At 61.1% G+C, this 14,631-nt stretch carries 11 protein-coding genes; 6 read left to right on the forward strand and 5 right to left on the reverse strand.

The genetic code is table 11. From position 1 onward, the window contains the following. Positions 1-111: 111 nt before the first annotated feature. Both HMPREF2807_RS01990 and HMPREF2807_RS01995 read right to left on the reverse strand, forming a co-directional pair. Positions 112-495, reverse strand: a complete 384-nt coding sequence (locus tag HMPREF2807_RS01990) for a type II toxin-antitoxin system VapC family toxin (RefSeq protein WP_070510079.1) — start codon at positions 493-495, stop codon at positions 112-114. Continuing rightward, on the reverse strand, positions 495-767 hold the full coding sequence (locus HMPREF2807_RS01995) for a type II toxin-antitoxin system Phd/YefM family antitoxin (protein WP_049154824.1): 273 nt from the start codon (positions 765-767) through the stop codon (positions 495-497). Before HMPREF2807_RS01995 ends, HMPREF2807_RS01990 begins: the two co-directional genes overlap by 1 nt. A gap of 199 nt (positions 768-966) precedes the next feature. Between HMPREF2807_RS01995 and leuS the strand changes: the two genes are divergently transcribed. Continuing rightward, the gene (gene leuS / locus HMPREF2807_RS02000; RefSeq protein WP_070510082.1) at positions 967-3,816 is read left to right on the forward strand and encodes a leucine--tRNA ligase; all 2,850 of its coding nucleotides are present in this window, start codon (positions 967-969) and stop codon (positions 3,814-3,816) included. A 414-nt stretch (positions 3,817-4,230) separates the two neighbouring features. Here the strand turns inward: leuS and HMPREF2807_RS02005 are convergent, their stop codons facing one another. From HMPREF2807_RS02005 to paaZ, 3 genes are read right to left on the reverse strand one after another with little or no spacing between them, the layout of a single operon-like run. Then, entirely contained in the window at positions 4,231-5,514 is a 1,284-nt protein-coding gene (locus tag HMPREF2807_RS02005; RefSeq protein WP_070510085.1) for a hypothetical protein, read from the reverse strand. 27 nt (positions 5,515-5,541) lie between these two features. Beyond that, positions 5,542-7,242, reverse strand: a complete 1,701-nt coding sequence (locus HMPREF2807_RS02010) for an FAD-binding dehydrogenase (protein ID WP_070510088.1) — start codon at positions 7,240-7,242, stop codon at positions 5,542-5,544. A 60-nt stretch (positions 7,243-7,302) separates the two neighbouring features. Further along, on the reverse strand, positions 7,303-9,381 hold the full coding sequence (gene paaZ, locus HMPREF2807_RS02015) for a phenylacetic acid degradation bifunctional protein PaaZ (RefSeq protein WP_070510090.1): 2,079 nt from the start codon (positions 9,379-9,381) through the stop codon (positions 7,303-7,305). A gap of 102 nt (positions 9,382-9,483) precedes the next feature. On the opposite strand from paaZ, the gene HMPREF2807_RS02020 reads away from it, so the two are divergent. From HMPREF2807_RS02020 to HMPREF2807_RS02040, 5 genes are all read left to right on the forward strand, one after another. After that, positions 9,484-9,894: a PaaI family thioesterase gene (locus HMPREF2807_RS02020; RefSeq protein ID WP_070510093.1), complete on the forward strand. Its 411-nt coding sequence runs from the start codon at positions 9,484-9,486 to the stop codon at positions 9,892-9,894. A gap of 276 nt (positions 9,895-10,170) precedes the next feature. Continuing rightward, positions 10,171-10,266, forward strand: coding sequence for a K(+)-transporting ATPase subunit F (kdpF, locus tag HMPREF2807_RS02025; protein ID WP_039672809.1), 96 nt, complete (start codon positions 10,171-10,173; stop codon positions 10,264-10,266). Continuing rightward, positions 10,266-11,978 (forward strand): potassium-transporting ATPase subunit KdpA, encoded by a 1,713-nt coding sequence (gene kdpA / locus HMPREF2807_RS02030; RefSeq protein WP_369816131.1) that lies wholly within the window; start codon positions 10,266-10,268, stop codon positions 11,976-11,978. Before kdpF ends, kdpA begins: the two co-directional genes overlap by 1 nt. Continuing rightward, positions 11,975-14,044, forward strand: a complete 2,070-nt coding sequence (gene kdpB, locus HMPREF2807_RS02035; RefSeq protein WP_070510099.1) for a potassium-transporting ATPase subunit KdpB — start codon at positions 11,975-11,977, stop codon at positions 14,042-14,044. The genes kdpA and kdpB overlap by 4 nt, the downstream gene beginning before the upstream one ends. 29 nt (positions 14,045-14,073) lie before the next feature. Further along, a complete protein-coding gene (locus HMPREF2807_RS02040) occupies positions 14,074-14,625 on the forward strand; it encodes a potassium-transporting ATPase subunit C (RefSeq protein WP_039672802.1) in 552 nt (183 codons plus the stop codon). Positions 14,626-14,631 lie beyond the last annotated feature (6 nt).

The raw sequence follows: 14,631 nt of genomic DNA on the forward strand, positions 1-14,631 counted from the left end.
TACCTTGCATTTTTCGACGGCGGGGTGGAGTTGTTCCGCACCAATTTGGCCTAAGTCGGGTTGGTAGTGAAGACGACGTAGAGGTACCCCCAAGACTTGTATTGGTGGTCGTCACTGTGGCGAGGGAAAGACAGCAAAACCTTGAGACTGGGCAGCGGCGTGGAGCTGTTTGTCGTAGGTGAAAAAGGTCAGGGTGAGGCCAGCGTCGCGGAGAAGACAGGCGCTCGCCAGGTGGATGGCATCCAGGGAGCGAACGCCGGTCAGCGAGCAAGCTCGACGAATGACCTCATCGCTGATGCCAACTTTGGAGACCCCCTCCGTGAACTTCCGGTAACCGGCGCCGGTGAGGCCACTGCGCTGCCACACTTTAGATAACTCGATGTCAATGAGTGCAGAAGAAAACAGTTGCTGGCCTTCAAGGAGTGCAGCGACTTCGGAGCTTTCGCGCTCGGGCAAGGCCAACTTCGCTAGTGCCGAAGTGTCGACGTAGATCATCACAAGCGGTCTTCCCTATCCAGTAGCGATACAACGTCTGTCCCGGAAGGCAGATAGTCTGTGGTGCTTGGCTGTGAGTAAGGCTTCGGGTTGTGGCTCAGGATTCCGGCAGCTACTAACTGCTCCACGGGGCTATCTAGAGATGAAATGGGAACAACGCGAGCAATGGGCCGATTGCGGTCGGTGATGACCACGCTTTGACCTGTAGCGGCAACTTCGCGAACGATGTGGCCAGAACGCTGGTTGAGTTCGCGCAAAGAAATGTTGGTCATTGCTCCAACCGCCTTTCCTTATTGGCTGGTGACTGTAAAAAGTTAAATGTAGAACAGTAGAACAATGGTGATTTTAGTGGCAGAGCTTAGAGGGGACAAGGGGGGCGTCGTCAGTTGCGTGGCCGCGCTGCGGAACGGAATTGCGGCCTAGCTGGGTCTAACTGGGGAGATGTCCGTGCGGTGACTACACTGTCTAACCATGACTAACCCGAGCGATAACACCACCCACCGCTACACGCCGGAGCTCGCCGCGCAGATTGAAAGTGCCTGGCAGCAGTACTGGAAGGATAACGGCACCTTTAATGCGCCGAACCCAGTTGGGCCGCTCGCGGAGGACGGTAAGGAACTTCCCGCGGAGAAGATGAACATCCAGGACATGTTCCCCTACCCGTCTGGCGCGGGTCTGCACGTGGGCCACCCGCTGGGTTATATCGCCACGGATACTTATGCCCGCTTTAACCGCATGCTGGGCAAGAACGTCCTGCACACGCTGGGTTATGACGCCTTTGGCCTGCCAGCGGAGCAGTACGCCATCCAGACTGGTACGCACCCGCGCACCACCACGGAGGCGAATATCAACAATATGCGCCGCCAGCTGGGCATGCTGGGTCTGGGCCACGATCCGCGCCGCTCGGTGGCCTCGACTGACCCGGAGTTTTATAAGTGGACGCAGTGGATCTTCCTGCAGATCTATAACTCCTGGTTTGATGAGGAGCAGCAGAAGGCACGCCCGATTTCTGAGCTCATCAAGGAACTTGAGGTGGGCAAGCGCACCACCAAGGATGGTCGCTACTACGCGGATCTGACCAAGGAAGAGCAGCGCCACGCGCTCGACGAATTCCGCCTGGTGTACCTGTCCAACTCCACCGTGAACTGGTGCCCGGGCCTGGGCACGGTGTTGGCCAACGAGGAGGTCACCGCGGAGGGCAAGTCCGAGCGCGGTAATTTCCCGGTCTTCCGCAAGAACCTGCGCCAGTGGATGATGCGCATTACCGCCTACTCCGACCGCCTGCTCGATGACCTGGAGCTTCTGGATTGGCCGGAGAAGGTCAAGTCCATGCAGCGCAACTGGATTGGCCGCTCCCGCGGCGCGGAGGTCACCTTCCACGCTGAGGGCTACAACATCGACGTCTTCACCACCCGCCCGGATACCCTCTTCGGCGCGGAGTACGTGGTGCTGGCCCCGGAGCACGAGCTTGTCGACGCCCTCCTCTCCCCCATCCCCTACGAGGATGATGTCGACGAGCGCTGGACCTTCGGCCACGATGATCCGAAGGAGGCCGTGGAGGCCTACCGCGCGTCCATCGCCGCGAAGTCCGATTTGGAGCGCCAGGAGAACAAGGAAAAGACCGGCGTCTTCCTGGGCACTTATGCCACCAACCCGGTCAACGGCAAGAAGGTCCCGATCTTCATCGCGGACTACGTCCTGACCGGCTACGGCACCGGCGCCATCATGGCGGTCCCGGCGCACGATACCCGTGACTACGAGTTCGCCACCGTCTTTGGCCTGCCCATTACGGAGGTCGTCGCTGGCGGCGACATCACCAAGGAGGCCTATACCGAGTCCGGCAAGGCCGTGAACTCCGCCAACGATTCCCTGGACATCAACGGCATGTCCAAGGACGAGGCCATCGCCGCCATCATCCCGTGGCTGGAGGAACAGGGCGTGGGCCGCGAGAAGATCCAGTACAAGCTGCGTGACTGGCTGTTTGCCCGCCAGCGCTACTGGGGCGAGCCCTTCCCCATCGTCTACGACGAGGCCGGCCAGGCCTACCCGCTGCCGGAGTCGATGCTGCCCATCGAGCTGCCAGAGGTAGAAGACTACAAGCCGGTGTCCTTCGACCCGGATGATGCCGATTCCTCCCCGCAGCCGCCGCTGGCCAAGGCCCGCGAGTGGGTTGAGGTGGAACTGGACCTGGGCCTGGGCGATGGCCCCAAGACCTACTACCGCGATACCAACGTCATGCCGCAGTGGGCAGGTTCTTCCTGGTACCAGCTGCGCTACATCGATCCGACGAATGACGAGATCTTCTGCAATATTGAGAACGAGCGCTACTGGACGGGCCCGCGCCCAGACGAGCACGGTGCCAACGACCCGGGTGGCGTTGACCTCTACGTCGGTGGCGTTGAGCACGCCGTGCTGCACCTGCTCTACTCGCGCTTCTGGCACAAGGTCCTCTTCGATCTGGGCTACGTGAGCTCCAAGGAGCCCTACCGCCGCCTCTACAACCAGGGCTACATCCAGGCCTACGCTTACACCGATTCCCGTGGCGTCTACGTCCCAGCCGCCGAGGTTGAGGAGAAGGATGGCAAGTTCTTCTACAACGGCGAAGAGGTTAACCAGGAGTACGGAAAGATGGGCAAGTCCCTGAAGAACGCCGTGGCCCCGGATGACATCTGCAACGAGTACGGTGCCGATACCCTGCGTGTTTACGAGATGTCGATGGGCCCGCTGGATACCTCCCGCCCGTGGGCAACAAAGGACGTCGTCGGTGCGCAGCGCTTCCTCCAGCGCCTGTGGCGCCTGGCTATCGATGAGAACTCCGGCGAGCTGTGCACGACGGACGCGGAGCTTTCCGACGATGACCTGAAGCACCTCAACCGCACCATCGCCGGCGTACGCGATGACTACGAGAACCTGCGCCTGAACACCGTGGTGGCCAAGCTCATCGAGTACGTGAACTACCTGACCAAGGCCTACCCGAAGGGCGCTCCGCGCGCCGCTGTGGAGCCCTTGGCCCAGCTGGTCTCCCCTGTTGCCCCGCACATCGCGGAGGAACTGTGGAAGCGCTTTGGTCACGATGAGACCGTGACCTACGAGGCCTTCCCGGAGTTCGATGAGAAGTACCTCGTCGACGACGAGATTGAGGTTCCGGTGCAGATCAACGGCAAGGTCAAGGCCCGCGTCATGGTGCCTGCCGACGCCGACCAAGCCACCGTCGTGGGCATTGCCAAGGACGATGAGCGCATTGCGGAACTCACCGCTGGCAAGAACGTGGTCAAGGAGATTTACGTTCCGGGCCGCATGGTCAACCTGGTGGTCAAATAAAACCACCGGGGCCCCGATAAGTCGGGGCCCCAACTGCCCTAGTTGACGAAACCAGCGCCCTTCCAGCGAAGGATCGTGGGGAAAATTGTCAGTTAGGGCAGTTTTGCGCCGAGGCGTGTACCTTCGTCACTCCCCTCGCAGCGCGCAACGTCTGCGTGCCTCCACTGATATGCAGGAGGCAACTGACAAAAGGCGTCTTACAAAAGGCATCAGTCAAATGGCGTTTTCGCGACCAAAAACGCCATTTACTCAGTGCAGATGGCGTTTTTAGACCCAAAGATGCCTTTTACCAGATGCCTTTTGCAGGACGCCTTCCTGACCTAGGCGGATTTAGTGCGCAACAATCCCACCTCACCGCCGAACAACACCAGGGAGCAGTGTTATGAGTGTCGTCTACATGGTCGCGGCTTGGAGCTAATCCAGCTCTTGGTTCAGCTCCTCGCGCACCTTGGTGATGATCGCGCCGAGGAAGCCCTCGCAGCCATCGGTAATCATGGGAAACGTGGAGTCATCCTCAAGGACGCCCAGCGTGAATAACAAATCGCGGGTGATGGCGTGCGTGTAATCGTATTCCGGGTTGAACTCCCACTCGCCGCGGAATAAATGGACTAGTTCGAAGGACAGTTGAGGAATGCCCTCCGGTTCGGCGTAGGCATAGGGGATGTTGTTCAGGACGACCTGCGTTGCCCAGAGCGGATCGCTCATGGCCTTGCGGCCATACTTGGTGAGCTTGATATCCGTCGTCGTGGTCTTGATCCAATCCAAGTCCGTCAAGAAACCCCGCAAGTTCAGCAACGGCTGGTGGTAGTCTTCGCGCTTGACCTCATCAAAATCATTGGGGCTATTCAGTCCCTCCTTGAGGCGCGCGACGGCCGCCTGCTTGAGGTAGCCGGCCCCGGTCAGGCGTGGGAATTCCTCGATGACCTCGAGGTATTCGCGTATACGCTGGCCTACGTGGGCGGCGGTGGCGTCGTCAAGCGCCGGCAGCTCATAGTCGGGGCGCAGCTCCGGGTAAGCCTCGTGGATGTCCGCGCGCCATTGTTTCAGCAGCTCCGGGGAGGGCACGGGGATGTCTTCGAAGGGTGTGGAGCGGAAGGGATCGAGCGGGAGATCCCCAGGCAGCGCGGGCTTGGTGCCGCCCTCGAGGTTGGCGGCCTCCGTGCCCATGGTGGCCAGGCGCTGCGCCACTGCTGGCGGGAAGAACGTGGTGAGGCGTTGGTGGATTTGGTCCAGCGTGTAATTGGGGAAGAGCGCGAAGATGCGCTCCATACTATCCGTGGGTACGGCCATGTAGGCCATGGTGGCCTGGACATCGAGGACCACCTTGAACATCGCCTCGGCGCTGCCCAGCTCACTCATCAGATCGGGGCCCTCACCAGCGATAAGCGCGGGAAGGCCCATGACGACGCGCGAGCTATCGGCCACGCTGATGCTGATATTCCAGGCGCCGTCCGAGGGGTGGTAGTGCGCTACTTCCCGGAAAGTCTCGAAAAAGTCCTGGTCAATGATGCTGAGGACGTCGATCGGCGTGCCTTCCTCACCCACGAGGATGCCCGGATGGGAGGGTTCGAGGCCGAGCGCGGCGTGGACGATGATCATCATTTCGCCCACGGTGAGTTCGGCGGGGGCAGCGACGAAGCGGGACGTGGTGAAGAAGGGATTCTCCACGTCGATGCGGACGTTCCTAGCGAGGTTCATAGTGCCCGACAGTATTAGAAAACCGTGCTATTCGCGCGCCAACGCTTCGCCCACGCGCTTGCCCGAGTGGATACAACCACCCAGGAAGGTGCCTTCCAGCGCATTCTTGCCGTGCATACCGCCGCCGCCAAAACCGGAGGCCTCGCCGCAGGCGTACAGCCCAGGAAGAACTGTTCCATCGGGGTTCAGGCACTGGCCATCCAGGTTGGTTTCCAGGCCGCCGAGTGTCTTGCGGGTGAGGAACTTCAGGCGCACCGCGATGAGTGGGCCCTTGGTTTCATCGAGGATGCGGTGTGGGGGAGCAACGCGGATGAGCTTGTCGCCGAGGAAGCCGCGGGCTACGCGAATGTAGTTGACTTGGGCGTCCTTGCTAAAGGGGTTATCCAGCTGCGAATCCCGATCCTCTAGGACTGTCCTAAGGTGGGCCACATCTATGGTGGGGGAACCCTCTGGTGCAATGCGGTTCATTCCGGCGACGAGATCCTCCAGGTTGTCTTCCACGACCCAGTCGATTCCGTTGTCCATGAATGCCTTGACGGCCACGTGGGTGCCGGGGCCTAGCTTGCCGGCGAGCTTCTTGAATTCCTTGTCCGTCAGGTCCGGGTTCTGCTCCGAGCCGGAGAAGATGAACTCCTTGTCCACGATGGCCTGGTTGAGCACGAACCAGGAATAGCCGTGACCGGTCTGGCCTATGTGGGTCAAGGCTGCCAGGTTATCGGTGCCGGGGAAGAGGTTGGTGGGCAGGCGGTTGCCTTCGGCGTCGAGCCACAGCGCTGACGGGCCCGGGATGATGCGGATGCCGTGGCCGGGCCAGATGGAATTCCAGTTGGTCATGCCCTCGGTGTAGGCCCACATGCGGTCGGTGTTGACCACGGAGGCGCCGGCTTGCTGGGCGATGTCGATGCCGCGGCCGTCGACATGCGCGGGAACGCCCGTGACCAGTTCCTCCGGGCACTCGCCCCAGCGCTCAGTGGGCCACATCTTGCGAACCTTCTCCAGGTTGCCGCCGATGCCACCGGTGGCGATGACCACGGCGGAGCCGTGAAGCTCAAAGTGCTTGACCACGTCCCTCGAGCTTGCCTCACCACGCGCCTGGCTGGTGGGGGAGAGGACGCTGCCGCGCACGCCGACGACGCACGGGCTACCAGCGTCGTCCTTGTCGACGACGAGCTCGTCCACGCGGTGGCGGAAATGGAATTCGACCTGGCCTTGTTCCTCTGCTTTAAGGAGTGGTTCGCGGAACACGCGCACGACTTCTGGGCCCGTGCCCCAGGTGAGGTGGAAGCGCGGCACGGAGTTACCGTGGCCGGAGGCATCGCCCGAACCGCGCTCGGCCCATCCGATGGTGGGTAGGACGTTGAGGCCCAAGGACTTGAGGTAGCCGCGCTTTTCATTAGCGGCGAAGCGTACGTATTCGCGGCCCCATTTTGCGCCCCAAAAATCGTGCCGGTCTTCCTCGGTCACTGGGTCATAGTCGGCAGAGTTGGCCCAGTCGCGCCAGGCCAATTCTTCGGAGTCCTTGACCCGCATCATCTTCTGCTCGGGGGAGTCGACATAAAACAGCCCGCCGAGGGACCAGAAGGCCTGGCCGCCTAGGTTATTGCGGTTTTCTTGTTCGAGGAAGATGACGTGCTTGCCGCCCTTGAGGGCCTCGTAGCCGGCGACCATGCCGGCGAGGCCGCTGCCGACGATGATGACGGAGCCAGTGACTGAGGTAGTTTCTTTCATGACAGTAATGATAAAAGAAACCAACCTTCGATGTGTGACTTGGCTCGCACAGCATCATCTTTATGCCGAGGTTGTGGCCTCGGCATAGGTGGTGTTCACCTTCTCCACGAGGGTGAGGACATCGTAGGTCGCCACAATCTCGTCCTCCTGGTTGTAGAGCACGGCATCCCAGCAGACCTCGCCGTAGTCATCGGTGACGCGCGGGGTGATGCGCTTGGCGGTGAGCTCCACGCGGATGGAATCGTCATAGGTGACCGGCGTGATGAAGCGCAGGTTTTCCAGACCGTAGTTGGCCAGAACCGGGCCCGGTGCGGGCTCCACGAAGAGGCCAGCGGCCCAGGAGACCAGCAGGTAACCGTGTGCGACGCGGCGCGGGAAGAAGGGGTTAGCGGTGGCGGCTTCCTCATCGGTGTGGGCGTAGAAGGTATCGCCGGTCTTCTCCGCGAACTCGAGGATTTCCTCGAGGGAGACGTGGCGCAGATCGGAGGCGAACTGGTCACCAATCTGCAGCGTGGCCAGGTCCTTGCGGAAGGGGTGGGTACCCTGGCCATTTTCAACGTCGGCGCGGGTCACGCGCTGCACGGCCGCGCCGCGGTGCCACTGGTCCGTGATGGCGGTGAGGTGATCCGGGGTGCCCTGAATAGCGGTGCGCTGCATGTAGTGCAGGATGCCGCGCACACCACCCAGTTCTTCGCCGCCGCCGGCGCGGCCCGGGCCGCCGTGGACGAGGTGCGGGAGGGGAGAGCCGTGGCCGGTAGACGTCTTCGCATCATCGCGGTCGAGGAAGTGCAGGCGGCCGTGATGGGCGGCGATGCCGAGTGCATACTCGCGTGCCAGCTGCGGGTCATGCGTAATAACGGAGGCAACCAGCGAGCCAGAGCCCAAGGCGGCGAGCTCGATGGCCTCGGCGGGGGAGTCGTAACCCAGGAAGGAGACGACGGGGCCGAAGGCCTCGGTGTCGTGGACCGCTGGGGCGCGGTTATCGGCAAAGCGCAGGATGGTGGGGTTGAAGAACGCGCCCTCGGCCTCCTCGCCGCCGTAGACAATCTCGCCGCCGCCGGCCTTGAGCTTTTCGACGGCTTCTGCGACGTCAGCTTTCTGATCCGCAGAGACCAGTGGGCCCATGGTGGCGGAAGCATCGCGCGGATCGCCCACGACCACCTTGTCGCTAAGGCGTGTGCTGAGGGCGTCAATGGTGGCGTCGACAAGCGCGTGCGGGACGATGGCGCGGCGGATGGCGGTGCACTTCTGACCCGCCTTCGAGGTCATCTCGCCGAAGACTGCCTTGACGAAGGCGTCGAACTCCGGGGAATCCGCGGTGACATCGGTGCCCAGAATGGCGGCGTTGAGGGAGTCCGCCTCCGCGCTGAACTGGATGCCGCCCTCGATGACGTTGCGGTGTGCGCGCAGGGTATTCGCAGTATCAGCAGAGCCAGTAAAGGCCACGTGATCGCGATAGTCCAGGTGATCCAACAGGTCGCGGGCGGAGCCGGAGATGAGCTGCAAGCTGCCCTCCGGCAGGATTCCGGAATCAATCATGAGGCGAACACACGCCGCGGTGATGTAGCCGGTCGGTGTCGCTGGCTTAACAATGGAGGGCACGCCCGCGATGAAGGCCGGGGCGAACTTCTCCAGCATGCCCCAGACGGGGAAGTTGAAGGCGTTGATCTGCACCGCAACGCCAGGGATCGAGGTGTAAATGTGGCGGCCAATGAAGGAGCCGTCCTTGGAAAAGACCTCCGCCTCACCATCCGGCATGACGGTGCAGTTGGGCATCTCGCGGCGGCCCTTCGAGGAGAAGGTGAACATGGTGGAAATGCCGCCGTCGATATCGACGAAATTATCGCGCTTGTTAGCGCCGGCCTTGTTGGCCAGTTCGTAGAGCTCTTCGCGGTGATCTTGGAGATAGATCGCCAGCTCCTTGAGCTTGAGGGCGCGCTCGTGGAAGGTGAGCTTCTGTAGCCCTTCGCGCCCGGTGCTGCGGGCGTAATCGATGGCGCCGGCGATGTCGAGGCCTTCGGCGCTAACTAGGGCGACGACATCCCCGGTGGAGGCGTCGTGCACGTCCGCAACGCGCGAAGGGTTGTCCGGGGTGAGCCACTGGCCGGAGAGATAGCTGGGGACGAGGGCTTCAGTCATAGCGAAAAGTTTGGCCTTTCCATTAGTTTCCGAACGGTTGGTCAGTAAATACAGGCTAGTATAGTCTGCGTCACATTTCTAGGATTAAGTAAGGAGCACGGCATGGCCGCAGAGGTATGGAAGATTCAGTTGGGTGAGCTGGACAAGAAGATGGGCGTAGAAATCCTGGAAGAGTCAGCCGAGCGGGTGGTGGCCACCATGCCGGTTGAGGGCAACACCCAATCCTTCGGGCTGCTTCACGGCGGCGCGATGGCCTGTATCGCTGAGGCCGTCGGCAGCTGGGCGGCGGTGATTCACGCCTCGACGCTGGGCAAGGTCGCTGTCGGCGTGGACATCAACGCGACGCACCACGCCTCCGGGCGCTCGGGTCAGGTCACGGCGACGGCCACCGCTATCAAGCTGGGTAAGACGCTGTGCTCCCACGAGATCGTCATTACAGATGACGAGGGGAGGAGACTGTGCACGGCGCGTATCACGAATGCGTTGATTTCCCCTAAAGCGGAAGGGAAGTAAGGGAGTCCGTAAATAAAGCGTAAAAATCGGGGTCAAGGGGTGTAAAGATGCCGCAAATAACCCGTAGGTCTAGGGGGGAGCGGGCCTAACGTCAATGCTCGGCAGGTGCTCACCAGCACCGGCGCTCGATGCTCTGGGGCACCGGGCACACCTTGTATTGCTTTCACCCAAGGGGGTCTCTCCCACATGTTGGACATTCTGGTCATCGTGATCGTGGTCCTTACATTTAGCGCTCCCTCCGCCATCAACGAGTTTATGGACGGAGACGCGTAAATCATGAACACCATCACAGCGGTTATCGGGCTCATTATTGTTGTCGCGCTCGTGGCCTATCTCATCATTTCTCTTATTGACCCGGAGCGTTTCGCATGATCGCCAGCATTGTGGCGGTAGCACCGCAGTACCTCGCCCTCTTTGCCCTTCTAGCGGCGGCTTATGTGCCGCTTGGTAACTGGATGGCTCGTACCTATACCTCTGAAAAAGACTGGGCTGTCGAGCGCCTCATATACAGAATTTTGCGGGTTGACCCCAACCGGGGCCATAACGCCAAGAACTACACTCGTGCGCTGCTGGGCTTCAGCCTGGCCTCCGTCTTGGTTCTTTACGCAGTGCAGCGGCTCCAAGCAGTGCTGCCAAGCTTTGGCAACGCCCGCGAAGACGCAGTGGAGCCGTGGATGGCCTTCAACACTGCGGCCTCCTTTACTTCCAACACCAACTGGCAGTCCTATTCCGGCGAAGACACCCTGACCAATGCTTCGCAGATGCTGGGCCTGACCGTACAAAACTTTGCCTCGGCTGCTGTGGGCATGTGCGTGGCTGTTGCGTTGATCCGTGGCATCGGCCACCTGGGTTACCAGCGCGACGTGGCGGCAACGCAGGATGGCCAGAAGCTCATAGGTAACTTCTGGGTGGACCTCACCCGTGGTCTGGTTCGCATCCTGCTTCCCCTGTCACTCATTATCTCCACCGTGCTCATCCTTGGCGGAACCATGCAAACCTTTGGATCCAACCTGGTCACTGACTCTGGCGTGGATATCTCCCGTGCTCCTGTGGCCAGCCAAGAAGCTATTAAGCTGCTGGGCACCAACGGTGGTGGCATCTTCGGAGCTAACTCGGCGCACCCGTTTGAGAATCCAACGGGCTTTACCAACCTGGTGGAGATCTTCTCCCTGCTCGTCATCTCTTTCTGCATGATTCGCACGTACGGCGTGATGCTTAAATCGCAGAAGCACGCGTGGACGCTGCTCGGCGTTGCCGGTGGTCTGTGGACCGTGATGGTTGTCCTAGTGACCTGGGCACAGCACACCCTCGTCGGCGGTGCTTCCCAGTTGGCAGGCGCCAACATGGAAGGTATCGAACAGCGCCTTGGCATTGACGCTTCGGCATTGTTCGCCGTGTCCACCACGGGTACCTCGACGGGTGCGGTGGACTCCATGCACGATAGCTATTCCCCGCTGGGCGGCGGCTTGCTCATCCTCAACATGCTGCTGGGTGAGATCGCTCCAGGCGGTGTGGGCACTGGCCTCTATGGCCTCTTGATTGTGGCCATCCTAGCAGTGTTCATCGGCGGTCTCCTGGTCGGCCGCACACCGGAGTTTATGGGCAACAAGATTGGACGCAAGGAAATTTCGGCAGTCAGCCTCTACATCCTCACCATGCCGGTTCTAGTCCTCGTGGGCGTCGGAGCCTCCGTGGCGCAGCGCAAGCTGGTTGAGCTTTCTGCAACCAACTTCGGCGCGCCGGGCACAGCGGACAATGCGCACGGCCTCTCTGAAGTGCTTTACGCGTTTACCTCCGCGGCCAACAACAATGGCTCGGCTTTTGCAGGTCTCACGGTGACTGAGCCCTGGTGGCAGATCACGTTGGGCTTGGCCATGCTGTTGGGCCGCTTCTTGCCCATCGTCTTCGCCCTATACCTAGCCGGAAGCCTGGCAGGGCAGAAGCGCCAGGCCACCACTACCGGCAGCTTGCCCACGTCCGGCATCACCTTCTCCCTGTTGACCATCGGCGTCATCCTGCTGGTCGCAGCACTCACCTTCTTCCCCGTCCTCACCCTGGGTCCCATTTCGGAGGCACTATCATGACAACCCCTACCATGACCGCTGAGCAGGTCAAGGCTCCTCGCACAAAGACTGCGGACAAAAACAGCGGTCTTGCCGCTGCGGCGCTGAAGGCGCTGCCGAGCAAAATGTCCCCGCTTGCCCAAGCACGCAACCCCGTGATGTTCGTCGTGTGGGTCGGCGCCGCACTGACTACGGTGTGGTCCATCATCAACCCCAGCTTCTATGGATGGGTCGTGACTATATGGCTGTGGTTCACTATCGCCTTCGCGGCCTTTGCGGAGGCTTATGCCGAAGGCCGCGGAAAGGCCCAGGCCGACAGCCTGCGCTCTGTGCGTGATGATGCCACTGCCAACCTAATAACGGACTCCGGCATTGAGGTGGTCCCTGCGTCTGAGCTCACGAGAGGCTCTATCGTGCGAGTGGAAGCCGGGGAGACCATCCCGGGTGACGGTGACGTCATCGAAGGTGCCGCTACCGTCGACGAGTCTGCTATCACGGGTGAATCGGCTCCCGTCGTCCGCGAGGCCGGCGGTGACCGCTGCGCCGTGACTGGCGGCACCGTGGTGCTCTCTGACTCCATCAAGGTCAAGATCACCTCTGAACCGGGTTCCACTTTTGTGGACACGATGATTGCTCTGGTGGAAGGAGCCGAGCGCCGCAAGACTCCGAATGAGATTGCGCTGAGCATCCTTCTTTCCACGCTGACTATCCTCTTCCTCATCGCCGTGACGGCTTTGGCTCCCATGGGTTTGTTCACCGGCGCTGAGTTGTCCCCGCTGTCCCTCGTCGCGCTGCTGGTATGCCTCATCCCGACGACCATCGCCGCACTGTTATCCGCCGTGGGTATCGCCGGCATGAACCGCCTCGTTCGCCACAACGTTCTGGCCACTTCCGGCCGTGCGGTGGAAGCAGCCGGTGACGTCGCCACGCTTCTTATGGATAAGACCGGCACCATCACGTACGGCAACCGCCAGGCCACGGGCCTGATCGTGGCTTCGGGTGTGAACGAACGTGAAGCTGCAGAGATTGCACGCATTTCTTCCCTGGCGGATGAAACCCCGGAGGGCCGCTCCATCGTCTCCTGGTTGACGGAGAACTACTCTCTGTCTAGCGAGGGCGACGCGGAAGCTCGGAAGGCTGAAGTCATCCCGTTCAGCGCTTCTACCAGGATGTCTGGTCTCGACCTGGCTAACAGAAAGCTGCGCAAGGGCGCGGGCGACGCCGTGCGAAAGTGGGTAACTGAGGCAGGCGGCGCGTGGCCGCAAGAGATCGAGGATTCAGTAACCCAGATTGCGCAAGACGGCGGTACCCCGCTGCCAGTTGCCGTGGAAGAATCCGATGGCAGCCGCAAGGTGATCGCGGTGGTGCAGCTGAGTGACGTCGTCAAGCCCGGCATGGCCGAGCGTTTCGCCGAGCTGCGCCAGATGGGTATCAAAACCATCATGGTCACCGGCGACAACCCGCTGACCGCCGCGGCCATTGCTAAGGAAGCCGGTGTCGATGACTACATCGCCGAGGCCACCCCGGAAGATAAGCTCGCCCGCATCCGCGAAGAGCAGGCGCAAGGCCGCATGGTGGCCATGACCGGTGACGGCACCAACGACGCCCCGGCCCTGGCGCAGGCGGATGTGGGAGTAGCCATGAACACTGGTACCTCCGCGGCGAAGGAAGCCGCCAACATGGTGGACCTGGACTCTGATCCGACGAAGCTTATCGACGTCGTTCGCATTGGTAAGCAGCTGCTGATCACCCGTGGTGCGTTGACCACCTTCTCCTTGGCCAACGACTTGGCAAAGTACTTCGCCATCCTGCCGGCGCTCTTCTCCGCGCAGTTGCCGCACTTGGAACGCCTCAACATCATGCACCTGCATTCGCCTGAGTCCGCCATCGTGTCTGCGGTGATCTTTAACGCGCTCATCATCGTCGCGCTCATCCCCTTGGCGCTCAAGGGCGTGTCGTATAAGCCAGCCTCCGCGTCCTCCCTGTTGCGCCGCAACCTCGGTATTTGGGGACTAGGCGGCGTGATTACCCCGTTCATTGGCATCTGGCTCATTGACCAGGTCGTCTCCCTCCTCCCAGGCCTCTAAAGAGAACCTGCAAAGAAAAAGGAAGAACAATGCGTGTTTATCTGCGTAACCTCATTGCCGGTTTTGTCGCCGTGCTGCTCTGCGTCGTAGCACTCGGCATGGTCTATCCGGCGGCTGTGTGGGCCATTTCCCGCATCACACCGCAGTCCGCCGACGGCAATCTCATCTACCAAGGAGAGTGCCTCGTGGGCTCTACCCAAATCCAAGACGGGGTGAGCGAGGGCCCCTACTTCTTCCCTCGCGCCGAGGGAATGAGTAACTACGGTACGAGCAGCACGGAGCTGGAGAAGAACATCCAGGAACGCCGCGCCGCTATTGCCCAACGGGAAGGCGTAAGCGAAGACCGTGTGCCTGCCGACGCCGTCACGGGCTCCGGTTCCGGAGTGGATTCCGGAATCAGCCCCGAGTACGCCGAGCTGCAAGCTCCGCGTGTGGCTCGGGAGCAGGGCATTAGCGAGGAAGAGATGGAAAAGCTCATCGCCGAGAACACGGAGCATGCCAGCCTCGGGTTTCTAGGCGAAGACACGGTCAATGTGACAACTCTCAATATGTCGTTGCCCACGCCTACTCCCTGCCCATAAAGATCA

The organism is Corynebacterium sp. HMSC074A09 (assembly GCF_001811545.1).
GTDB lineage: Bacteria > Actinomycetota > Actinomycetes > Mycobacteriales > Mycobacteriaceae > Corynebacterium > Corynebacterium hiratae.

Coding starts and splice junctions, on each gene's coding strand:
- kdpB (WP_070510099.1), top strand. CDS start 11,975: ATGACAACCCCTACCATGACCGCTGAGCAGGTCAAGGCTCCTCGCACA.
- HMPREF2807_RS01990 (WP_070510079.1), bottom strand. CDS start 495: ATGATCTACGTCGACACTTCGGCACTAGCGAAGTTGGCCTTGCCCGAG.
- HMPREF2807_RS01995 (WP_049154824.1), bottom strand. CDS start 767: ATGACCAACATTTCTTTGCGCGAACTCAACCAGCGTTCTGGCCACATC.
- leuS (WP_070510082.1), top strand. CDS start 967: ATGACTAACCCGAGCGATAACACCACCCACCGCTACACGCCGGAGCTC.
- HMPREF2807_RS02010 (WP_070510088.1), bottom strand. CDS start 7,242: ATGAAAGAAACTACCTCAGTCACTGGCTCCGTCATCATCGTCGGCAGC.
- HMPREF2807_RS02020 (WP_070510093.1), top strand. CDS start 9,484: ATGGCCGCAGAGGTATGGAAGATTCAGTTGGGTGAGCTGGACAAGAAG.
- paaZ (WP_070510090.1), bottom strand. CDS start 9,381: ATGACTGAAGCCCTCGTCCCCAGCTATCTCTCCGGCCAGTGGCTCACC.
- kdpF (WP_039672809.1), top strand. CDS start 10,171: ATGAACACCATCACAGCGGTTATCGGGCTCATTATTGTTGTCGCGCTC.
- HMPREF2807_RS02005 (WP_070510085.1), bottom strand. CDS start 5,514: ATGAACCTCGCTAGGAACGTCCGCATCGACGTGGAGAATCCCTTCTTC.
- HMPREF2807_RS02040 (WP_039672802.1), top strand. CDS start 14,074: ATGCGTGTTTATCTGCGTAACCTCATTGCCGGTTTTGTCGCCGTGCTG.